Raw genomic sequence first — 23,026 nt, forward strand, 5'->3', positions numbered from 1 at the left:
TTTGTAATGCAGCAGTAGTATTCTAATCTCTGTCAGCATTCATTACATTATTATTGAGAATTATTATACTTGTCCGAGCTTCTTATAGGCTCGGACTTTTTTTGTGTTCTTTATTATACTATTATTACCAGTTGAGCTTATTTTATATAAACAGTTAAAAACGAATGCTATAATATTACTCTGGAAGCACTGGTTCAATTTATTTTGTAACGTCCTACGGCTAAAATAATAAGCGATGGTTGATGCTTAAACTTTGAATTATAACAAAATAAGGCATAGAATTAGCTTGTATATATAACTATTGAGTATAAATTTGTCAAGGTGAAATATTGTTCGGTGAACTACATAACGGTTTTCCAACTTCTTACTTTGTTGATTTGATCTTCCTTACCTAACACTTTTGCATTTTGAAACATTTTCTACTCTCCTGTTTGACTTTAGTGCTGATGGCATTTGCCAGCAATAGCACCTTAGCCCAATGTGTTTATACCAGTACCGGCTTGGGGGATGGCACATTTTTTACTCCTGGTACTACTACTATTAACCCAATCACTTTTGCACAAACAGGTACTTGCACTGGGAACACCACTCCCGCTAGTAGTGTGTTTGTTATCAACCACAACGTGATTCTTAATGGTGACTTTATCATTAACGGAGGGTCTATAACGATTGGGACAGCAGGTTCATTAAGGCAAGATGCAACTAATCGCAAGTTGACAATAACGAATAACGGCAATGGTTCTGAAGAACAGCTAACTATAGTAACTGTACCTGTTCAAACAACCAACGCACCACAATTGTCTGTTGGCATATTGGACCTATTAAGGACTACAGCTAATATTGGCGTAAACTCCACAGTAAGAGTTAACTGTACTTTATTTGTTGGTACCTCTGTCACTGTTAACTTAGGAAATAATTCTTTGTTAAACGTGCTTGGTGATGTTGATGTAGCTACTGCAAGCTCTGTAATTAATGGTCCAGCAACTGGTTCACCTGCAGGTCTGCGTATAGCTGGTAATGTTAGGAATAATGGTGGAGCCCAACTGTTTGTTGCGACTGACCTTTTAACTACTTGTGTTCAACAGATTACTCCAATTCCATGTAGCGTTACAACTCAAAATATAGTGACGCCTCCTGCAAGCAATGACCCATCATGTATCTCTGTACTTCCTGTCACACTTACCCGCTTTGTAGGCCAGTGGGCTGCAGGGGGCGCTGCTGTTAATTTGAAATGGGCCACGGCTACGGAAATTGATAACGATTACTTCGCAGTAGAGCGTTCGGCTGATGGTGTAAACTTTGAAAAAATAGCTCAGGTGAAGGGCGCGGGTAATTCCTCTATGGTTCGGAATTATGCTCACACCGATGCAAGTCCTTTGATGTCCTCTTCTTACTATCGCCTCCGGCAGGTAGACTATGATGGCAAAGCCACTTATTCACCCATTATCTCCCTAGGAGTCCCCCAGAGTTCAATAGATTGGCTGATCGGTACTTCTTCGCCACGGCATTTTACAATCCAGAGCCAGTTGGATGCTAACAGCCGATTCGCAGTGCTCGATGTAACAGGTCGTCCTGTGTTCTCGCAAGCTGTATCAAGGGAAAATGCGGATGTCGTAATTCCTTCTCTCCCAACGGGCGTGTACCTTTTCCGTCTTACGACGAAGCAGGGCCGATTTACGGTTCGGCAGGTAGTTACAGCTGGCAATTAGTTGGGTAACCAAATTCGTAATAAAGCTGCCTCTCAGAAGCCGTAAAACGAAACATAAACGCCACCAAAAAGGCCAGGACCATATATGGTCCTGGCCTTTTTGCTAGCCTATGATACTGAGTTACTCATTAACTTATTAGGAATTTAAACGTTGCCTAACGAACCAGTAATTGTGATTGTATCGGATAAAAAACCAACTCTTATATTCCTACATGGCTTCGCCGAAAGCAGCGCCATCTGGGCTGAGTTTACCCAAAATTACCCCCCGGAGTACAAAATTGTCACGCCTGACTTTCCCGGCTACGGTGTCTCAAAGGTGGCACCTGCTGACTACTCTATGGAGTCGCTGGCTGAGTTTGTGAAAGATGAGCTAGACCAGGCAGGTACTCAACAAGCCATTTTAATCGGGCACTCTATGGGCGGATACGTGGCGCTGGCTTTCGCCGAGAAATATCCGGCGCGGGTAGCAGGATTGTGTCTTTTCCACTCATCTGCACAGGCCGACAGTGAGGAGAAAAAGGCTAGCCGCGATAAGAATATCAGTTTTGTGGAACGCTATGGGGTAGCGAAGTTCATGGAAACTTTTATTCGTCCGCTCTTTGCCGATGCCAATGAGGAAATGATGATGCCCTACCGGCGCAAGCTGGAAGAAATAGGTACTGCCACCTCACAGGCCAGTATAATCGGGGGGATGCGAGCCATGCGCGACCGCCCCGACCGTACGGAAGTGTTGCGCAAAGCCACATTTCCAGTACTATTTGTAGTGGGTAAGGAAGATGCGGCCGTGCCTTTGGCCACGTCTTTGGAGCAGGTAGCGCTGCCGCCTGTGAGCACAGCCCTATTTCTGGAACGCGTAGGCCACGTTGGGTTCTTTGAGCGACCGGAAGCTACCCGCCGGGCAGTGATGGACTTTGTGGGGGGCATTTTTGGAGCACATTAGATTATCACCAAGCTAAAAAGCCCTGCCGGTAAACCAACAGGGCTTTTTTGTAGGCAATAAAAATCTACTGAACAGGTATCATTTTATCACGCAGGCTAGTTGGCACTTCCTCCAATGACATAATGCGCAAATTGGTTTTGTCAGCAGGGTTGAAGCCTTGAGCACTAGGGGCTAGCACGCCTTGCATGTCTTTCTCAGCAATACGGTACATAGCACCCGAAAGCGGGTCAACGATAAGCAAACCGATGACGCCACCGAATAAAATGTTACCAAAATACCAACCATTGAGGTCAGCTTCTAGCGTCATCATTTTATCATCAAAACCAGGTTTGCTGAATTTCACTTGGTAGATTGCTTTTGAGAAGTAGGCAGTGCCGGATTTTAAGGTAACAGCCGCTGGAGCTACTCCTGTGAACACTTCCTGCCCTTTCCTATCGGTAATGGTGATGTTCGCACCGACTGGTACACTGCTGATAGCAATTGGGTACTTGCTTTTGCTAACAATGGAGGCGCAACTGCTAAGTGCTAAAACTCCGACAAGGGCTAGGGGTAAGTTTAATTTCATGTAAATGGAATAAAAAGGAAAAGATGAAAGCGCCAACTGATAGAGTTGACCGAGTAAAACACAAAAAAAGCGCCACGAAGATATTAGACTTCGTGGCGCAATCAATAAGGAAGTATTAAAAAAATATTATATATTTCAACTCGGTAATAATCCCATTTTCAGCATTGCTTCTGCAATCTGTACGGCGTTGGTAGCGGCTCCTTTGCGCAGGTTATCCGCTACTACCCACATATTGAGCGTGCGCGGCTGCGACTCATCGCGGCGTAGGCGGCCGACCAGTACAGCGTCCTTGCCGTGAGCGTCTTTGGGCATTGGATACTGGTTTTGGGCTACATCGTCAACTACTTCCACGCCATCGGTTTCGCGCAGAATACGGTATACGTCAGAAAGGTCGAATTCGCGCTCAAATTCTACGTTTATAGCCTCCGAGTGGCCACCCATTACCGGAATACGCACCGCAGTAGCGGTTACTTGAATAGTGTCGTCGCCGAGGATTTTCTTGGTTTCGCGCACCATTTTCATTTCCTCTTTTGTGTAGCCGTTGTCCTCAAACACGTCGATGTGGGGCAGCACGTTCAGGTCGATGGGGTGGGGATAGGCAGGGTTGGAGGCCGCTTGGCCTGCACGCTCTTCCATAAGCTGGTCAACTGCTTTTTTTCCGGTGCCAGTTACGCTTTGATAGGTGCTTACTACAATGCGCTTGATCTGGAAAGCCTCATGTAACTGATGCAAGGCCAGTACCATCTGAATAGTAGAGCAGTTGGGATTAGCTATAATCTTATCGGCTGGGGTCAGCTCTTTGGCGTTAATTTCAGGCACGACCAGCTTTTTGGTGGGGTCCATGCGCCAGGCCGAGGAATTGTCGATAACGACGGTGCCAACCTCAGCGAAGCGTGGGGCCTGCTCTTTCGAAACCCCGCCGCCCGCCGAGAAAATAGCTACAGCGGGGCGAGCCGCAATGGCTGCGTCCATGCTCACTACCTTATATTTTTTACCCTGAAACTCGATTTCCTGGCCTACCGATTTTTCGGAAGCCACGGGCAGCAATTCAGTGACCGGGAAATTGCGCTCGGCCAGCACTTTCAACATTTCGCCCCCGACCAGGCCGGTGGCACCAACTACGGCGATTTTCATAGGAAAATTGGGTTTCTAAACATTGGCCGCACCTACGGCTCCTACACAAAGATAGGGGCGAAGCGCCTTGCATTTCGCGGTATCTTTCTTGCATAGGCGCGCGGCGCACCGGGGGGCAAAATTAGGCAGCTTGTTATCCCGCTTCTCCGGTCTGTACACAAACTTATATAGGTAGCGATACCGCCGATCATAGTAAGCATGCGAGCATTTATACTGGGTTTACTTTCTTTAGCATTTTCCATAACTGCTAATGCTCAGCTTATTGAGTCTTTTACCGATGGTAATCTCAACCAAAACCCAACCTGGGCCGGCGATGAAACCAGTTTTCAGGTAAGCGCCGAACAGCTGCAAAGCAACGGACCCGCCACCACCGGCACTACGCTGCAACTGACTACGGCCAGCACTGCGGTCAGTGGTGTTACGTGGGAGTTCTACGCTAATCTGCGCCTGACTACCTCGGGGGGCAATTTGGCCGATGTCTGGCTTATGGCTGATCAGGCGAGCTTAAAAACGAGCGGCACGAAAGGCTACTTCGTGCGGCTGGGTGGCACGCCAGATGAAATCAGCTTGTTCCGGCAAGATGCCATGGGTAGTCCTGTGTATGTGATTAATGGTCAGGATGGTACGCTCAAGTCTGCCACCAACAACGTGGTGCGTGTCCGCGTAACTCGCTCTGCTCAGAATGTCTGGGTGCTGGATTACGACTTGGCTGGGGGGCAAAATTTTGCGGCCGGCGGCACGGTCACCGATGCCACGCACCAGCGCAGCGCCTTTTTCGGGGTGTGCCTTACCTACTCTTCCGCCAACAGCCGTAACTTCTACTTCGACGATTTTCGGATTACCGATACGGTACCGCCCGCGCTGCTGAGCGCTACGCCCACCGGCCCCCGCCAGTTGGATGCTTTATTCAGTGAAAACCTTGATGCTATCAGCGCTGCCAGCTTCCGCCTCGTAGCCGGGCCAGCAGTACTTACGGCCCAACCCGATGCCGACAATCTGGCCCTGGTACACCTGACGCTGGGGGGCAATTTACCTTTGGGAACCAATACGCTCGAAGCGCGCAACATCACCGATGCTAACGGAATAGTGGCCGACGGGCCGCTTACCGCTGCTTTCATAAATCAGGGCTTCGCCGTGGTGCCGACTTTCAATCAGGTGCTCATTACCGAGATAATGGCCGATGAAACCCCGGTGGTCGGGCTGCCCGCGTCGGAGTACATCGAGATTCACAACCCTACGGCAAGTACGGTGCTTGATTTGGCGGGTCTGCGGCTGCTAAAGCCGGGCAGCGCTACCGCCGCTGTCTTTCCGGTCGGGGCCGTACTGCTGCCGGGCGAGTATGCCGTGGTCTGCGGCAGTACGCGCGTTAGCCAGTTTGCCGCTTTTGGGAAAGTCTTTGGGCTGACGAATTTTCCCAGCCTTTCAAATGCCGGCGACCAGCTTGTATTGCGCGCCCGCAACGGACAAACGTTGTTTGAAATCACGTATTCGGATACGTGGTATAAGGATTTGCGCAAAAAAGAAGGCGGCTGGTCGCTGGAAATGGTAGATACTGCCAACCCCTGCGCCGGCAGCAGCAACTGGACCGCCAGCACCAACGACAGTGGCGGGACGCCTGGCCGCGTCAACACGGTGCAGGCTACTAACCCCGACCGTACCGCGCCCACCTTACTGCGGGCCGTGGCCCTGACTCCGACTACGGTGCGCCTGTTTTTCGGGGAGAAGCTGGATAGCGTGGCCACCACCAACGTTGGGCAGTATGCCTTAACACCCGCTGTACCCATCACGCGGGTAGTACCGCAGGGTCCCGATTTCCGTGCTGTCGATTTGCTGCTGGCTACCAATTTGCCCCCCAACCAGCCGCTGACCGTGGCCGTGCACCGAGCCACCGATTGCGCGGGTAATGGCGCGGGGCCGATTACCTCCGCAGCCTTTGCCTTGCCCATAGCGGCCACAGCTGGCGACGTTGTGATCAATGAAATCCTGTTCAATCCACGCACGGGAGGCGTCGATTTTGTGGAGCTGCTGAATCGTTCGGTTAATTATCTGGATGTGCAGGGCTGGCAGTTGGGCGTGGAGCAAGCCGCTGGCCTGAGCGCCAGCCCTGTCAGCGCAGAACCCTATGGCTTGGCGCCGGGCCAGCTGCTGGTGCTCACTACCCGCCCCGACGTGGTGCAAAGTGAATATCCAACCCATGACCCGGCGGCGTTCTTGACCATGGCCAGCTTTCCCAGCCTCCCCGACGATGCCGCTACGGTAGTAGTACTGGACGCAAAGGGCCAGACAATTGACCGCTTCAGCTACGACGAAAAGCTGCATCTGCCCTTACTCAGCGACCGCAATGGCGTGTCGCTGGAGCGAATTCGGGCGGCGGAACCTAGCGTGGGGGGCAATTTTCACTCCGCGGCCAGCGCCGTCGGGTACGGTACCCCTGGCCGGCCCAACTCGCAGTACCAGGCCGACCCCACCGGCGCGAAGCTCTTCCAGATTGAACCCGAGATATTTACCCCCGACGAAGACGGCCAGCAAGATTTTACGACCCTCACTTACCACTTCGACAACCCAGGCTACGCGGCCTCTATTACCGTTTATGATGCGCAAGGACGGCTGACTCGCCGCTTACTACGCAACGAAACATTACCTAACAATGGGTTTTTGCGGTGGGATGGCCTCACTGATCAAGGTCGTAAGGCGGCTATCGGGCCGTATGTGCTGCTGATTGAGCTGTATCGGGTGGCTGGGGGCGAGACGCATACTTATAAGCGGAACGTAGTGCTGGGTGGCCGATTTTAGCGACTTTTTCTATGTGCCTGTTCTACATGTGAGGCTAGGTTAAAACCATAGCAGCTGAACAATACCCTTTGATTATCAGGCACGTAAGAGTTGATAGATTTCTGTTCATCTTAACTCCTACTAGCTATGAAAGTAATCTCACCTCGTGTACATGGTATCCTCGACTATGGCACGATCCTCCTTTTTGCCTTGGCGCCAACCATATTTGGTTTTGAAGGCATGTACGCTACCGTCTGCTACATCTTGGCCGCTGGCTACTTAGTTGTCACGCTGCTCACCGATTTCCCGATGGGCATAGCGCACGTGATTCCATTCCCCGTGCACGGCGGCTTAGAGCTAGTGAGCGGCCTGGTGTTGCTAGCTTCGCCCTTCCTATTTGGCTTCAACGATGACAACGAAACCGCCCGTAACTTCTTCATGATAATGGGGGGCGTATTTCTGGGCGCATGGCTCCTGACCGATTGGCGCGCTCAAACCCGCAGCCATAAAACGGTTATGTCGAATCATTAGTAACTTTTAACAAGCAAAAAGCCCCCCACCTACTCCGCTGGGGGGCTTTTTTGCTTCAGAATTAGACGTGATTCCTACAAGGTCGACAGTATCCTTCCACCATGCTTATCGTACTGATTTCAGTCATTTCTTCTTCATTAACTAACCTGGTTATCTATGAAAATTCTATCACCAATAGCGCATGGCGTCATTGATATAGCGTTCATTACCGTTTTGGCAATGGCTCCCATTATGTTTGATCTGGAGCCCGCCGTAGACACCGCGTGCTACGTGATGGCGGGGGCTATTTGCTGCTCACCCTTATGACCGATTTTCGATTTGGCCTTTTCCGCTTGGTGCCATTCCCTGTGCATGGGTGGCTCGATATGCTGACGGGAATTGCCCTGCTGGCTGTGCCTTTCCTATTCAATTTCGAAGCTGGCAGCGCCGAGCGCAACCTTTCCTTGGCATTAGGCGGCGTATCCGTCATTACTTGGTTTATAACCGATTGGAAAGCTGATACTCGCTCCCTAATGACAGACAAGAATACCTGAGCCGCTGCTATCTATCCAGTAGCCTCTTACAGCAAAAAACGGCGGATGCATCTGTAGATGCGTCCGCCGTTTTTTGCTGTAAGAGGCTTGAACTGTCAGCACTATATTCTGACCGTGATACCCACGAAAAACTCGCGTTCCGTATTAGAGGTGAGGGGAAGTAGTGCACCCATATCGAACTGGATGTTTTCGCCCACCTTAATTTCTGGGCCAAGGTTAAAGGTGGCCTGCCATTCGTTTTTGCGGGCATTCCAACGACCTACAACTTCTCCATACACGCCCAGCGCATCCGTAAATGTGTGCTCAGTCGTGATGCCAGGCACAAACTGGAAATAGTGTTGTTTGTCTTCGCGGTCGTAGGCGCGGTCTCCTTCCAGTTGAGTTGTTAGCTCCCAGTTTTCGGCCAAATGATAATTGATGGGCACGACAATACCCATTTCTGAGCCCCCCACGCCTTCGCTTCCTCCCGTGGGTAGGCGTACAAATCCAGTAACGGCCATCGCAACACGAGTTTCATCATCATCGCCAATGAGGTTGCGCTTCAGGCGTAAGGTTACGTCACCGAAGCCGCTGTGGCGTTGCTGGGGCTCATTTTGCGGCCATTCCTTTTCTATAGTGTAAGACTCGAGTGCTACCTGAAAGTCGGTTTGATCAGTAAGCCCAACTTTGAGCACAAGTGGCGCCACCCGCCACGTCCGATGCCGTTCTCCCTCAATGCGGCCGGTGAGGAGACGCAAAAAATCACCTTCCACCTGAAAATGGCCTGGGTCAATGGTAAATGGGCTCTCCGTAATCCCCGGCCGGTCGGGGTGTAGCTCACGCATAGAGTCGCGGGGCACCGGCCGAAACAGCGAGTACCCATCCATCTTGGTCCCTTTTTCAGGATCTTGAGCCTGTGCCGCAGCCAAGGGCAACAAAGCCAATAGTAGCCAGTAGAGCTTCGTCATTTGCTTTAAAAGTCAAGCACCAACCCGGAGCCGGCCTCATTACGCAGAATCAATAGATAAGATGCTGCCCATATATATTCTGCTAGGCGAATACTCTAACTTGACTGAACTACTCATGTCGCCCTTTGAACACCGTGTACCGCAACCCTAGAAATCCTCGAATACCTTGGTTGGAAGCGTACACGTAGCTCGGGTCGAACGTTAGGGCATTCGGGTTATCGGTGGTAGCGATGGGCTGTCCGGCAGCGTCAAACTGCACTTGCTTGTCGAAAGGATCGAAGGCGCGGGCAATGGCTGCGGAAGTAGGGCGGAAGTTGAGGAGGTTTTTTACACCGCCGTATACTTCCAGCTTGTCGCCCAGCCGCTTTGTTACCTGAATGTTCTGAATGCTGAACGCGGGCGACGAAGCCGGCCGTGGGTCTAGCGGCCCCAGCAAAGGCAAGCGCATGGGCCCGTACACGTTGCCCGTATAATCTACGCTCAGGCCCGCCTCCGCAAAGCGGTAGCTCAGCGCAAATGTACCCGATATGCGCTCCGTAAGTAGCTGTCGCTGCTTCTGCGTCTGGCCATTAGCTTCGGCGTTGACCTGGTACACATCCAGCGCCGTAACCCCCAGAATGGCAGTCAGTGGAAAGCCAAACGTCAGGTCAGCATTCAGCGTGATGCCCCGCGACACGGCGTGCCCGCGCAGGTTGTCATAAATAAGCAGCGTGGGGTCAGAGGTATAATCGGGCGTAATCTTATTGGTGAAATAAGTGTAGAAAGCGCTGGCATCGAAGCTCAATAAGCTCTGCCCGATCGGTAACAGACGCTGGTAGTTCAGGTTGGCGTTGTAGCTGCGCTCGGGCCGCAAAGAGTTGCGGATAATCACGGTGCGGGCGCCGGTGAGAGCAGCGTGGTCCTCTGTAAACACGTTTACCACCCGGTAGCCATTGCCCATACTCAGCCGGAATGTCTGGCGGTCGTTGGGCGAAAACTTATAGTTGAGGCGGGGGGTAAAAATGCTGCCGTGGTACGAGTTATAATCGTAGCGCAAACCCAGTAGCAGCGTGTGCTTGGAGTTAAAGCGCAGCTCATCCTGCACGAAAATACCCGGCAGCCAGATACGCTGGGGGGCATTTTGGGAAGCCAGCGTGTCGCCGGTGGCCGTGGCGGGCGTGTTGTCGTCGAAGTGTGTGAAGCGTAGCGCCGAGCCGAGTAGCAGATGATGGTGGCCGGTGGTGTGAGCGGCGGTAAGCTGACCGAAGGCAATGTTCTGCTGCGCCTTGTACACCGTAGTACCATACACGGAGTTTTGATTATGCGTGTTCAGCGACGTGCTCAGCATCACCTGCGGCCCCCGGATAGGCAATTGATATGCACTGATTATCTCGGCCCGACTCGTATAAATAGACTCCGCATAGAGGCTGTCGCCGCCCCGAAACTCCGGCGACCACTGCATCTGTCCGCCCCAGCGGTCTTCGTATAAGTAGCGAGCCGCCAGCGAAGCCACCCGGTTTTCGGGCCGGGCCAGCGTTAGCTTGTCAAATACCGAAATGCGCTTGGCCAGGGCAATGTCGGTGAAGCCGTCGCCATTGGCATCGCGGGGCGAGTCGTAAACGAATCCATTGGCCCCGAGCAAAGAAGTAACCTTGCCCCCCCGCGTCTTCAGCGCCAGATCGACGTTGTGCTCGCCCCAACCCGTGCTAAAGGCATCGGCCGACACCTGGGGGGCTTTTTCCGGGTCGCGGGTAATAATGTTGATAACGCCGCCCACCGCTTCGGAGCCGTAGAGCGTAGACGCCGGTCCTTTCACCACCTCAATGCGCTCCACGAGGCTATTCGGAATACCCGTCAGGCCATACACCGTGCTCAGACCGCTCACGATGGGCATGCCATCCAGGAGCACCATGGTATAAGGGCCTTCCAGGCCATTGATGTGGATATCGCCGGTGTTGCAGATGTTGCAGTTGAGCTGAGGCCGTACCCCGTTTACCGTCTGCAAGGCTTCAAATACGGAAGGCGTGGGGTTCTTCTTAAAATAAGTGGGGTTGTACACCTCCACCGGTACCGCCGACTCCAGCCGCGATACGGGATGCAATGTGCCCGATACGACCACCTCGCCCAGCTCTTGCCCGGTGCTGGCTTGCAGCGTTACGTTTAGATTACTCGTTTGCCCACTTGCTACGCTCACCGCCCGCTCAGTAGCGGTATACCCGATAGCACTGATAGCTAAGCGGTGGTTGCCGGGGGGCAAATTGTCGAGAATAAATATGCCGTCTTCCATGGCCGTGGCACCCAATGTGGTGCCTTTCACCCCGACGCTCGCAAAAGGCACTGGCTTGCCTTCCGCTCGTATCCGGCCGCGCACCTTGCCCGACTGTGCCATTGCTGCGAGAGTAAGCAGGCAACTGAAAATCAGCAGGAAGAAGTGTTTCATGGCTAAATCGAAAAAAAGTTTAGATCGGGTAATAATTTTTATTTAGGTTAGTCTAAATCTGTCAAGCGAAAAAAGCGCAGCTACTATTGGAGCAGCTGCGCTTGAATGTTAGCCCAAAAACATCTCGAACAGCAGATAAGCGTTCAGCGTGATGATAATAGCCGAAACGGTCCAGGCAAGTACCTTGACCAACGGTGAGTTGGTGAATACGCCCATTTTGAGCTTACTGCCCGTAAAAAGCACCAGCGGCACCACCGCGAAGCTTAACTGTAGCGACAGGATAACCTGGCTAAGTACCAGCAGCTCACCCGTTCCTTTCTCTCCATACAGAATGGTGACAATGAGTGCCGGGATTACAGCAATAGCGCGGGTTATGAGGCGGCGCATCCAAGGCTTCAGGCGAATGTGCAGGAAGCCTTCCATCACGATTTGCCCTGCCAAGGTGCCGGTCAAAGTTGAGTTTTGGCCGGAGGCCAGCAAAGCCACTGCAAACAATACGCTGGCTGCGCCTGCGCCCAGCACCGGCGCCAGCAACTTATGCGCATCGTTGATATCGGCCACGTTGAAATAACCATTGCGGTGAAAAGCAGCCGCAGCGGTTACCAGAATGGCCGCATTCACGAAAAATGCCAGAAACAGCGCCACCGTAGAGTCGATGGTAGCAAACTTGATGGCCATGCGCTTGCCTTGCTCCGTCTGCTCGATGGCGCGGGTTTGCACGATGCTGGAGTGCAGATACAGGTTGTGCGGCATCACCGTAGCGCCCAATATACCAATGGCGATATAGAGCATACCGGGATCCGTAACCACTCTCGTCTGAGGTACCAAGCCGGCGGCAATACCCAACCAATCAGGATTAGAGGCGATAATTTCATACAGAAAGCAGCCAAAAATCACCACAATCAGGCCCGCCACAATGCTCTCGATAATGCGGAAACCTTTGTTCTGGAAATAAAGCACGACCAACACATCCAGAATGGTAAGTACCACGCCCCACGGCAGCGGTAACCCAAACAGCAGATTCAAAGCAATGGCCGATCCGATAACCTCTGCCAGGTCGCAGGCGGCAATGGCAATTTCGCAGAGCACCCACAGCACCATCGCCACAGGTTTGGAATAGTGGTCGCGGCAGGCCTGCGCCAAGTCGCGGCCCGTCACGATTCCCAACTTGGCCGCCAGATGTTGAAGCAGCATGGCAAACAAATTGGAAATCAGGATAACTGATAGCAGCGTGTACCCATACCGGGAACCACCGGCAATATCGGTGGCCCAGTTGCCGGGGTCCATGTAGCCCACCGCCACCATAAGGCCTGGCCCCCAGAAAGCGAACACCTTACGCCAGAAAGAAGCATCATGAGCCGGCACCTTTATGCTCGCATATACTTCCTGCAAAGAAGGCGCATGACGAGCCTGCCGCCAGCCTGGATGCTCGGAAACAGGAGGCTTAGGGGGCGTTTCTATAAAGTCCTTAACAGGTTGAGACACTGTATGAGTAGAAGAGTTATTCACAAAGTACGCTATTTTTAGGCTAATCTAAATTTATTTTTCAATTTACCTTAACTACTGATTTTCGGTTAAAATGTTTCGTACGCAGGCTAAGTAGATTTTTTAATGGACTTTTGCCCCCGCTTTCGTGTTCACCCCCCTATGACGCTTTCTGAATCTAAGCTACGCCTTGGCATACTGTCGCTTATAGTGAGTGCCGTGCTGGTAGCCGTGAAGTTCTACGCCTATATGCTCACGGCCTCCCAAGCCGTACTCACCGACGCGCTAGAATCCATTATCAACGTGTTTACCAGCGGGTTTGCGCTGTATAGTCTGTATTTGTCGGGCTTACCCAAGGATGAAAACCACCCTTACGGCCACGGCAAAGTAGAGTATCTGTCGGTGGGGTTTGAGGGTGCCTTGATCCTGATTGCCGGCGTTTATATTTTCTATAGCGCCACGCTGGCCTTCCTGGAACCACACGCCGTTGCGCGCCCCGACTTAGGTATGGCCTTGCTCGGCATTACGGCCTTGGCCAACTTAGCCGTGGGTTTTCTGCTGATTAAGTCCGGCCGTAAGCTTAAATCGGTGGCTTTGGTAGGCGATGGGCAACACCTCTATCTTGATGCGGTAAGTACCATTGTGTCCTGTGTAGCCTTGTTGCTGGTGGCCGCTACCGGCAACGTACTGTTCGATGCGGGCGCGGCTTTGCTGCTGGGGGGCTTTATTGTGGTGAATGGCCTGCGCATGGTGCGCCGATCGGTGGGCGGCCTTATGGATGAATCGGACGTGGAAATTGTGCGGGAGGTAATCGGCGAGCTACAGCAGTTTCGCCGCCCGGCCTGGATTGATGTGCACAACTTGCGCGTGCTGCGCTATGGCGCTAACCTCCACATCGACTGCCACATGACCATGCCGTACTACTTCAGCCTCGATGAAATTCATAATGAGCTGAACGACATCGAAGCCCTCATTCGCCAGCGCTTCGATGTAGATGTGGAGATGTTTGTGCACGCCGACCCCTGCACTGCTACTGCCTGCGCCCACTGCCACATGTCGGAGTGCCCGGTGCGCCAGCATCCGTTTAGCCAGGAAATTGGCTGGACACTGACCAATGCCGTGAAGAACGAGCGGCACCAGCTGGTAGCAGAGCAAGCACAATAGAGTTACTCAATTATCAGTCGCCGCGCGTATTGCTCCGTCGCGTTGCGTACCTGCACTACATATACGCCAGCCCGTAATCCCGCCAAGCTTAAATTCAGTTCTGCTTGCTGGGGGGCAAATTTGGCCGTACGCACCACGCGCCCTAGCGCATCATGAATAGTAGCGGAAGTAGCCGACGTGGGTGCAGTTGGCAAGCGTACTGCTACCGTCTGACGTGCCGGATTTGGCCAAAGGCCCAGCGCCGCATTGCGCGCTTCGGATTTGGTACTAAGCACAAACCCCCGGTTTTCCAGCGTCACAATCTGGTCGTTGCCACTACCGTTGCTGGTAGCCACATATACGCGGCCGGCCGGCGAAACGCACAAAGCCCGCAAGCGCCCATATCTGTTTATCAAGAACTCCGATGGAGTTATCGTTGAAATGGCGTCGCCGGCAGCATTGAGCGGAAGCTGCACCAGCCTGGAAGCCTTCAACGTTGCCATCAGCAGGCTGCCGCGCCACTCCGGAATAGCTGGTGAGTCGTAATAAGTCAGCCCAGCTACGGCCAACGTAGGGGTCCAGATGAAAAGAGGCTGGCGAACATTATTGGCGGCGCAAAAAGCCGTTTCATCCGTTTGGTCGCATTTGCCGGGAACGTTGGGCCAGCCATAGTTGCGGCCCGACTCTATCAGGTTTAGTTCATCATCAGAATTCTCCCCGTGCTCCGAGCTGTAAATACGGCCCGACGGTAACCGCACCAAACCCTGCGCATTACGGTGGCCCAGCGTATACACCCGACTGCCCGACGTAGGATTGTCGGAGGGAATGCTGCCATCCAGGTTCATCCGCAAAATCTTGCCATTGAGTGAGGCCGGATTCTGCGAGTCAGAGCGAAGCTGGGCATCGCCGGTAGTCATGAGCAAGGTACGGTCGGGGAGGATGAGCAGGCGGGAACCGCTGTGAGTTGTGGTGGAGATAATATTGCCCAGCAGCACCAATGGGGCGCTAAGCGACGTGGTAGCAGCATTGTAGGTATAGCGTACTACCTTTTCTTTCAGTCCGTTATCGTTGTAATTGTATACGATATAGAGGTAAGGCGAGGTGGTAGCAAAATCTGGGTGGAGCACCATACCCAGTAGGCCGCTTTCGCCGGTGGGCGCCACATCGGGCACATTCAGCAAGGGCAGCACCTGCCCCGTGGTTGGGTTCACACGACTAATTCGGCCACCGCGCTCGGTCATCCAGATAAAATCATCCGGCCCCCAAACCAGCTCCCACGGAATGTCAAGCCCGGTAGCCAGCGGTGTGGCCGATATCGTGGTACTGCCGACCGGAAACGTGATGGTCTGGGCGGAGACAGCGGTAGTTAGCAAACTGCTGACCAGCAAAAGCGAAGCGGCGAAGGTTTTCATAGCTTGAATAAATAGCTGAAGCTGAACAGTGTACAGAGACTAACGAATGAATAACACATTCGGATTAGCTTAGTATTGCCCTACGAGGGATTAATTTTATTTCTCCCGTACTTTCCCGTCTCCTTCTTCGCCTACCCACTCTTCTTTAAGATGATGAAAAAAATACTGCCCTTGCTGGCAATTGGTGCTGTCAGCTTTGGCGCGGGTGCCATGTTGCCCCGCCCTGCCGCCGATTTGCCCCCCATCACAGTTCCTATGCTTCAGGCTGCGCAGGGCTTGTTGGGCCTGAATTTTACCGACGCTCAACTCGACTCCACGCGCCGCGACCTCGAAGACAACCGCAAAGACTATGAGCAGCTGCGTAAGGTGAAGCTGCCCAACAGTGTGGCGCCCACGCTCGTCTTCGACCCCATACCGCTGCGCCTGCGCCAAACTATGATGCCTAAAGCCAGCAACGACTTTGGAAAATTGCCCCCCACAGCCAAAATAAAGCTGCCAGCCAACCGCGACGATCTGGCTTTCTATACCGTGCGGCAACTCAGCGAGCTGGTGCGCACCAAGCAGATTTCCTCCGAGGAGCTGACCCGTTTTTTCCTGGCTCGCCTCAAAAAATACGACCCCAAGCTGCTCTGTGTCACTACCCTGACCGAGGAGTTGGCCTTACAGCAGGCCCAGCAGGCCGATAAAGAAATTAAAGCCGGCAAATACCGTGGTCCATTGCATGGTATTCCGTTCGGCGTCAAAGATTTATTCAGCACCAAAACCTACAAAACCACTTGGGGATCGGTGCCCTACAAAGACCAGATGCTGGACGAGGATGCGGCCGTAGTTACGCGTTTGCGCGAGGCGGGGGGCGTTTTGGTAGCCAAATTCACGTTGGGTGAGTTGGCCATGGGCGACGTGTGGTACGGGGGCAAAACCCGCTCGCCCTGGAACATTACGCAAGGCAGTAGTGGCTCTTCGGCCGGTTCCGCATCGGCAGTAGGAGCGGGGCTGGTGCCGTACGCTATTGGCACTGAGACGCTGGGCTCGATTGTGAGTCCCAGCACGGCCTGCGGCGTCACGGGTTTGCGGTCGTCGTATGGGCGCATAAGTCGGGCCGGGGCAATGGCCCTTAGCTGGAGCATGGACAAAGTAGGCCCCCTGGCGCGCTCAGCCGAAGATTGCGCCTTGGTATTTGCTGCCCTCGTAGGCGCCGACGCCCGCGACCCTGCCACTACTATGATACCCGCCGGCTTTAAGTACGCATTTGATACTGACATCAAAAAGATGCGTGTAGGCTATCTGAAAGCTGATTTCGACCGTGACTACCCCACCAAAGCCAACGACCAGGCTTCGCTGGAAGCTCTGCGCAAACTCGGCGTGCAACTAGTGCCGCTCGATTTACACAACCTGCCTGCTGGAGAATTGACATTCGTACTTAATGCTGAGGGCGCCGCTGCCTTCGATGAACTCACCCGTTCGGGCCGCGATGCCATGATGGTGAATCAGGGCCGTAATGCCTGGCCAAATTCCTTTCGAACATCTCGCTTTATTCCGGCCGTGGAATATATCCAGGCCCAGCGGGTTCGGCGCCAGCTAATCGAAGAGGTAGATAAGCGCTTACAAGGCTTTGATGCGTATGTGGCACCTTCTTTTGGGGGACCTAACTTAGTTATTACCAACCTCACCGGCCATCCAGCGGTGGTAGTGCCCAATGGTTTCCGCCCCAACGGCCTGCCCAGTACCATTACTTTTGGGGGGCAGCTTTTTGAGGAAGCCAAACTGCTAGCGCTAGTCAAAGCCTATCAGGATGCGACGGATTTTGATGAAAAACATCCCTCGCTTAACTTTTAGTGATGTTTCAAAGCCCGTCATGCAGAGCAACGCGAAGCATCTCGCGTGCTGATGTGAGAGTATTAACCAAACGGCCGCGAGCGAGATGCTTCGCGTTGCTCTGCATGACCCCCTAATAATTAACCTTACCAGTTAGAGAAAATGCCATCCAGCCTTCACCAACGCGCCGACGGCTACTTCATCTCCACAGATCCCGCCCGCCTGGACTTGGCCGTTATCCATAGTTTTCTGGCCAATGACTCGTACTGGGCCCGCAATATGCCCCGCGAACTATTGGATCGAGCTATTCACAACTCGCTCAACTTTGGCTTGTACGCTCCCGATGGCTGCCAGGCTGGCTTCGCCCGCGTCGTCACCGATCGCGCGACATTTACCTGGCTCTGCGACGTATTTGTGCTGCCTGAGTTTCGGGGTCATGGCTTATCCAAGTGGCTGATGGAGTGCGTGTGGGCTCATTCCGATTTGCAGGGACAGAGGCGACATCTACTAGCCACGCTGGATGCGCACACACTCTATACCCAGTTTGGATTTAGCCCCCTGGCCGAACCTGAGCGGTTTTTGGAGATACGCTTCGCGAATCCGTACGGCGTACCGACCAGCCACTAGGTACAGCAATGATCACTGACTTAATGGTTCGCGCCTGTCCTTGCCGCGGGCTTGCGTATTTTGCGGTAGGCTTTCATGTTTCATCTTTCTTAACTACCTGATGCGCGTTTCGTTCGTCGTGCGGGCGCTGGCTTTGTTGGGGCCAGTTTCTGCTGCTTTTGCTCAAACTCCCACCGCTGCGCCGGCGGCTTCGCTCGGCCCGCTTACGGTCGAGAAAATCATGCGCGACCCAGCGCAGTGGATTGGTACGGCTCCTTCAAATATTTATTGGGGAGAAGATGGCAAACGCATCTACTTCAACTGGAACCCCGACAAAAACCGGCGCGATTCGCTGTATGCAGTAGCGCCCAGCGGTGGTACGCCCCGCAAAATCAGCTTCCGCGACCAGCTAAATTTGCCCCCCAACACGGGTGTGTACGACCAGAAGTTCACCCGCAAAGTATATGAGAAGGACGGCGATATTTACTTGCTTGACTTAAAAACTAACAAGGCTCGGCGCGTGACTAGCACGGCTGAAAGGGAGTCAGATGCGGCTTTTGCGCTGCAAGGCCAGTTGGTGAGCTACACGCGGGGGGGGAATTTATTTACCTGGAACCCAACCAATGGCGAAACAGTGCAGCGCACCGATTTTCGCAAAGGCAACAACCCCGCAAAAGGCTCGCCCACCGATCAGTCGGAAAAGTATCTGAAGGCTCAGCAGCTGGCGTTATTCCAAGTGATTCAGCAGCGCGATAAGGATCAGCAGGATCGGCAGCGTGTGCAAAAAGCCCTGAATAAACTGCGTCCGAAGGCCATTTACTTGGGCCTCAAAACGGTACGTAACCTCCAGCTCAGCCCCGATGGACGCTTTGTGACGTATTCGCTGGTGCAGGAGCCAGGCAGCGAAAAAGTAGCCATTGTGCCCAATTTCGTAACGGCTTCGGGCTTTACAGAGGACTTGTCTACGCGTACCAAGGTAGGCGCGCCCCAAACCGCAATGGAGTTGGGTATTTATGACATCGGCCGTGATACCACGTTTGTGCTGGGCTACCGCGATTTGAAGGGCTTGGACGAAATGCCCGCTTATCGCAAAGAATACCAGTTGAAGGCCAAAGCCCCGACGACAGCTGATTCAACGAAAGCCACGGCTAAGAAAGCCGAAAAGCCCGCTACAGAATTGCGCCGCGTGGCTCCATTTGGCCCGTTTTGGTCCGACAACGGCGAGCGGGCCTTCCTCGTGATGCGCTCCGCCGACAACAAAGACCGCTGGATTGTGGGGCTCGACCCAAGCACCCAGAAAATCATTCTCCTTGACCGTCAGCGCGACGAGGCCTGGATCAACGGCCCTGGTATTGGCTACGGAGCAGGCAATGTGGGCTGGCTGCCAGATAACAAGCGTGTGTGGTTTCAAAGTGAGGAAAGTGGCTACTCACACCTGTATACTGTTGACGTAACGAATCAGCAGCGTAAAGCTTTGACCAGCGGTAAGTTCGAGATTCAAAAAGCCGAGCTTTCGCGGGATAAGAAGACGTGGTATCTCTCTGCCAACAAAACACATCCTGGCGAGCAGCATTTCTACCGCATGCCGGTATCTGGGGGGCAAATGACGCAGATTACAACGCTCCCCGGCGCTTATGAAGTCACTGTCTCGCCCAATGAGAAGACCTTGGCCGTGCGCTATAGCTACTCCAATAAGCCCTGGGAGTTATTTGTGATGGACAATAAGCCGGGGGCCAAAATGCGCCAGCTTACCAACTCACTCACCACGGAGTTCAAAAGCTACGCCTGGCGCGACCCGGAAGTCATCACCATCAAAGCCCGCGACGGCGCCGATGTGTACGCCCGCCTCTATCGGCCAGTTAATGCCGTAGTCGAGGGTCCAGCCGTGATTTTTGTGCATGGCGCCGGCTATTTGCAGAATGCACACAAATGGTGGAGCCAATACTCACGCGAGTACATGTTCCATAACCTGCTGGCCGACCAAGGCTACACCGTGCTTGACATTGACTACCGCGGCTCGAGCGGCTACGGCCGCGATGTGCGCACGGGCATTTACCGCTTTATGGGTGGCAAGGACCTGTCCGATCACGTGGATGGCGCGAAGCTGCTTACGGAGAAGTATGGTATCAGTCCTCAGCGGATTGGTATTTATGGTGGCTCGTATGGGGGCTTCATTACCCTTATGGCCATGTTCACGGAGCCCGAAGTATTTAAAGCCGGCGCTGCATTACGCTCCGTTACCGACTGGGCCCACTACAACCACGGCTACACCGACAACATCCTCAATGAGCCCTACAACGATTCCATCGCCTACGCCCGGTCGTCGCCCATTTACCACGCCGAAGGCCTGAAAGGCGCTCTGCTCATGTGTCACGGCATGGTTGATACCAACGTGCACTTTCAGGACATTGTGCGCCTCACCCAGCGCCTTATTGAGTTGAAGAAAGAGAACTGGGAACTCGCTGTCTACCCCGTGGAAGACCACGGCTTTGTGGAGCCTAGCTCTTGGACCGATGAGTACAAGCGCATTCTTAAGCTATTTAACACCAATCTGAAATCAACCACGCCAGGTGGTACGGGTACCAGTACTGGCGGACAATAATCTACAAGCACAAAAAAGCCCCCTAGACCAGATCTGGTCTAGGGGGCTTTTTTGTGCTTGTATGATGCAAGACTCCTACAATTGCCGCGTCAGCGAGAAACCACTGTATGAATACCCATTTGGGGTGAAGCCTTGCAATGGCAATAGCGAAAAGCCTTTGCCGCTACGGTTCACTTTGTGCAAGTGCGGCACCAATATGCCCGCCCCGGCACCTACCGCGTAGCCAATAAGGTTGTCGGAAAGGAAGTGCTTGCCGGCGCGTAAGCGCAGGTAGCCCACGGTAGCAGGTACAGCCGCAGCGGCGGCCCACACATACGGCCGGGCTTGGGAGTTGGGGTGAAAGTCGTTGAATACTTTGGCCATGAAAAAGGTAGCTGTAGCTGTAGCGGCCGTATGACCCGCAAAAAATGAATTGGTAGAATTGCGGTTGCTACGCTGATCTATGTCGAGGCTAGCATTGTAGGCCAAGGGACGGCTACGTTCTGTCAAAGCCACAGTAGAAGTAAATAAGGTACCCGTTACAGCTAGAGTTTGAATATAGAGTGCGCCCAACTGCCCGAACTTCTTGCTCATATCCCGGTCAAGCAGGAACAGCGCTACCGGAGCTGCCAGTGAGCCATAGAATGGATAGTCACTGATGCGCTTAGCGTTTTCACTATAATAACCCGCTGCAAACCGGTCAAATCGATTTACATCATCCCGGCGCAGGGCAAAGGCTTCACCGTCGCTTATGCCATCTTTTTTCTGCATTCCATTTAGCCCAATGGCCGTTCCTATTATCAAAGCACCCGTAATAGGCGCGTCAATGCCGAAGTCGGTACGGTAAGGTGAGCGTTGCTGACCGAAGCCTGGCACTGCTACTGACAGCGTTAGAAAGATAAAAAATGAACGAACAATATTATTCATGGAAAGTCAGGTAAAATGGATGATTGGCTACCCAAACGCAGGTTTAAAGTAAAAGTTGGTGCCTCACCTGTTAGTAATTGAGGCTGGGGGGCTTTTTAGGTTAATTATTTCCTTCATCATTTTCCCTTAGCTTTGCGGCCTTCCGCGCCTCTTGGCGCACGGCTAAGTTTCTTTTTTACCGACGACATTCTATCCCGACACTGATGTCCTACTTGTTCACTTCCGAGTCTGTTTCGGAAGGCCATCCCGATAAAGTTGCCGATCAAATCTCTGATGCCATTCTTGACGAGTTTCTTCGTCAGGATCCTGATTCTAAAGTTGCTTGCGAGACGCTGGTAACCACTGGCTTAGTAGTAGTAGCCGGTGAAGTGAAATCTAAGGCTTACGTAGATGTGCAGTCAGTTGCCCGCAACGTTATTCGACGCATCGGCTATACAAAGGCTGAGTATAAGTTTGAAGCAGAAAGCTGTGGTATCCTGTCGGCCTTGCACGAGCAGTCTCCCGACATCAACCAAGGGGTAGAGCGCCAAAGCCCCGAGGAGCAAGGTGCCGGCGACCAAGGAATGATGTTTGGCTACGCAACACGCGAAACCGACAACTATATGCCGCTGGCGCTGGATCTGTCGCATCGTTTGTTGCGTGAGTTAGCCGCTATCCGCAAGGACGGCAAGGAAATGACGTATCTGCGCCCCGATGCTAAGTCGCAGGTAACCATTCGCTACGCCGACGACAACACCCCCGAAGCCATTGATACTATCGTGGTCAGCACCCAGCACGATGACTTCGACGAGTCGGAAGCGGGCATGCTGAAGTGCATTTCGGAAGATATCCGCAACATTCTGATTCCCCGTGTGAAAGCTGGCCTAAGCGCCGATGTCCAAAAGCTCTTTACCGACCAGATTACCTATCACATCAACCCCACCGGCAAATTCGTTATTGGCGGTCCTCACGGCGACTCTGGCTTAACCGGCCGCAAGATCATTGTGGATACCTACGGCGGCAAAGGTGCGCACGGCGGGGGGGCTTTTTCGGGTAAAGATTCCTCCAAAGTTGACCGTTCAGCAGCGTATGCTGCTCGTCATATCGCCAAAAACCTGGTAGCCGCTGGCGTAGCTGATCAAGTGCTGGTACAGGTAGCTTACGCTATTGGAGTAGCCCAGCCAGTTGGCCTTTACGTGACTACGTACGGGACTACCAAAGCCAACGGCAGCAATGGCTTGCTTACCGATGGTGAAATTGCCGATAAGGTGAACAAACTGTTCGATATGCGTCCGTTCGCTATCGTACAGCGTTTCGGTCTGCAGAACCCCATTTTTGGCGAAACGGCAGCGTATGGCCACATGGGCCGCGAAGCTGGCACTACTAAAGTGACGCTCGCCAACGGCGAAACTCGCACATATGAGACCTTTACCTGGGAAAAACTAGATTACGTAGATAAGATCAAAGCTGAGTTTGGTCTGTAAACCAACTAGGCATTTGCTTTAAATAATAAGGGCGCCCTTCCTCGA

At 53.1% G+C, this 23,026-nt stretch carries 18 protein-coding genes; 11 read left to right on the forward strand and 7 right to left on the reverse strand.

Going from position 1 to position 23,026, the window contains the following annotated elements:
* Window positions 1-407: 407 nt before the first annotated feature.
* A complete protein-coding gene (locus H8B13_RS05260; RefSeq protein ID WP_187309793.1) occupies window positions 408-1,709 on the forward strand; it encodes a T9SS type A sorting domain-containing protein in 1,302 nt (433 codons plus the stop codon).
* Window positions 1,710-1,859: 150 nt separating this feature from the next.
* On the forward strand, window positions 1,860-2,648 hold the full coding sequence (locus tag H8B13_RS05265; RefSeq protein WP_222841339.1) for an alpha/beta fold hydrolase: 789 nt from the start codon (window positions 1,860-1,862) through the stop codon (window positions 2,646-2,648).
* A 64-nt stretch (window positions 2,649-2,712) separates the two neighbouring features.
* On the opposite strand, the gene H8B13_RS05270 is transcribed toward H8B13_RS05265, so the two are convergent.
* Together H8B13_RS05270 and H8B13_RS05275 are read right to left on the reverse strand one after the other, a co-directional pair.
* Window positions 2,713-3,213, reverse strand: coding sequence for a hypothetical protein (locus tag H8B13_RS05270; protein WP_187309794.1), 501 nt, complete (start codon window positions 3,211-3,213; stop codon window positions 2,713-2,715).
* A gap of 135 nt (window positions 3,214-3,348) precedes the next feature.
* Window positions 3,349-4,347, reverse strand: a complete 999-nt coding sequence (locus H8B13_RS05275) for an aspartate-semialdehyde dehydrogenase (RefSeq protein WP_187309795.1) — start codon at window positions 4,345-4,347, stop codon at window positions 3,349-3,351.
* Window positions 4,348-4,545: 198 nt separating this feature from the next.
* On the opposite strand from H8B13_RS05275, the gene H8B13_RS05280 reads away from it, so the two are divergent.
* From H8B13_RS05280 to H8B13_RS05295, 4 genes are all read left to right on the forward strand, one after another.
* Window positions 4,546-7,140 (forward strand): lamin tail domain-containing protein, encoded by a 2,595-nt coding sequence (locus H8B13_RS05280; RefSeq protein WP_187309796.1) that lies wholly within the window; start codon window positions 4,546-4,548, stop codon window positions 7,138-7,140.
* A 126-nt stretch (window positions 7,141-7,266) separates the two neighbouring features.
* Entirely contained in the window at window positions 7,267-7,650 is a 384-nt protein-coding gene (locus H8B13_RS05285; protein ID WP_187309797.1) for a hypothetical protein, read from the forward strand.
* A gap of 156 nt (window positions 7,651-7,806) precedes the next feature.
* A complete protein-coding gene (locus H8B13_RS05290; protein ID WP_187309798.1) occupies window positions 7,807-7,956 on the forward strand; it encodes a hypothetical protein in 150 nt (49 codons plus the stop codon).
* Window positions 7,953-8,183, forward strand: a complete 231-nt coding sequence (locus H8B13_RS05295; protein WP_187309799.1) for a hypothetical protein — start codon at window positions 7,953-7,955, stop codon at window positions 8,181-8,183. The genes H8B13_RS05290 and H8B13_RS05295 overlap by 4 nt, the downstream gene beginning before the upstream one ends.
* 101 nt (window positions 8,184-8,284) lie before the next feature.
* Here the strand turns inward: H8B13_RS05295 and H8B13_RS05300 are convergent, their stop codons facing one another.
* From H8B13_RS05300 to H8B13_RS05310, 3 genes are all read right to left on the reverse strand, one after another.
* A complete protein-coding gene (locus H8B13_RS05300) occupies window positions 8,285-9,130 on the reverse strand; it encodes a transporter (protein ID WP_187309800.1) in 846 nt (281 codons plus the stop codon).
* A gap of 109 nt (window positions 9,131-9,239) precedes the next feature.
* On the reverse strand, window positions 9,240-11,549 hold the full coding sequence (locus H8B13_RS05305) for a TonB-dependent receptor (RefSeq protein ID WP_187309801.1): 2,310 nt from the start codon (window positions 11,547-11,549) through the stop codon (window positions 9,240-9,242).
* Between the two features lie 108 nt (window positions 11,550-11,657).
* The gene (locus tag H8B13_RS05310) at window positions 11,658-13,010 is read right to left on the reverse strand and encodes an Nramp family divalent metal transporter (RefSeq protein WP_187310295.1); all 1,353 of its coding nucleotides are present in this window, start codon (window positions 13,008-13,010) and stop codon (window positions 11,658-11,660) included.
* A 186-nt stretch (window positions 13,011-13,196) separates the two neighbouring features.
* On the opposite strand from H8B13_RS05310, the gene H8B13_RS05315 reads away from it, so the two are divergent.
* Window positions 13,197-14,198: a cation diffusion facilitator family transporter gene (locus tag H8B13_RS05315; protein WP_187309802.1), complete on the forward strand. Its 1,002-nt coding sequence runs from the start codon at window positions 13,197-13,199 to the stop codon at window positions 14,196-14,198.
* A gap of 2 nt (window positions 14,199-14,200) precedes the next feature.
* Here the strand turns inward: H8B13_RS05315 and H8B13_RS05320 are convergent, their stop codons facing one another.
* A complete protein-coding gene (locus H8B13_RS05320) occupies window positions 14,201-15,589 on the reverse strand; it encodes a PQQ-dependent sugar dehydrogenase (RefSeq protein ID WP_187309803.1) in 1,389 nt (462 codons plus the stop codon).
* 150 nt (window positions 15,590-15,739) lie between these two features.
* Here H8B13_RS05320 and H8B13_RS05325 point away from each other — a divergent pair, with 150 nt between their 5' ends.
* The 3 genes from H8B13_RS05325 (at window position 15,740) to H8B13_RS05335 (ending at window position 20,612) form a co-directional block, all read left to right on the forward strand.
* The gene (locus H8B13_RS05325) at window positions 15,740-17,425 is read left to right on the forward strand and encodes an amidase (RefSeq protein WP_315985108.1); all 1,686 of its coding nucleotides are present in this window, start codon (window positions 15,740-15,742) and stop codon (window positions 17,423-17,425) included.
* A 141-nt stretch (window positions 17,426-17,566) separates the two neighbouring features.
* On the forward strand, window positions 17,567-18,031 hold the full coding sequence (locus H8B13_RS05330) for a GNAT family N-acetyltransferase (protein WP_187309804.1): 465 nt from the start codon (window positions 17,567-17,569) through the stop codon (window positions 18,029-18,031).
* A gap of 100 nt (window positions 18,032-18,131) precedes the next feature.
* Window positions 18,132-20,612 carry a prolyl oligopeptidase family serine peptidase gene (locus H8B13_RS05335; protein WP_187309805.1) on the forward strand — a complete coding sequence of 827 codons (2,481 nt, stop codon included), beginning with the start codon at window positions 18,132-18,134 and terminating at the stop codon, window positions 20,610-20,612.
* Between the two features lie 75 nt (window positions 20,613-20,687).
* Here the strand turns inward: H8B13_RS05335 and H8B13_RS05340 are convergent, their stop codons facing one another.
* Window positions 20,688-21,518 (reverse strand): phosphatase PAP2 family protein, encoded by an 831-nt coding sequence (locus tag H8B13_RS05340; RefSeq protein WP_187309806.1) that lies wholly within the window; start codon window positions 21,516-21,518, stop codon window positions 20,688-20,690.
* Window positions 21,519-21,721: 203 nt separating this feature from the next.
* Here H8B13_RS05340 and metK point away from each other — a divergent pair, with 203 nt between their 5' ends.
* Window positions 21,722-22,981 (forward strand): methionine adenosyltransferase, encoded by a 1,260-nt coding sequence (gene metK, locus H8B13_RS05345; RefSeq protein WP_187309807.1) that lies wholly within the window; start codon window positions 21,722-21,724, stop codon window positions 22,979-22,981.
* Window positions 22,982-23,026: the final 45 nt, after the last annotated feature.

Origin of the sequence: Hymenobacter sp. BT188, assembly GCF_014333585.1 — a bacterium.
Classification (GTDB): Bacteria; Bacteroidota; Bacteroidia; order Cytophagales; family Hymenobacteraceae; genus Hymenobacter.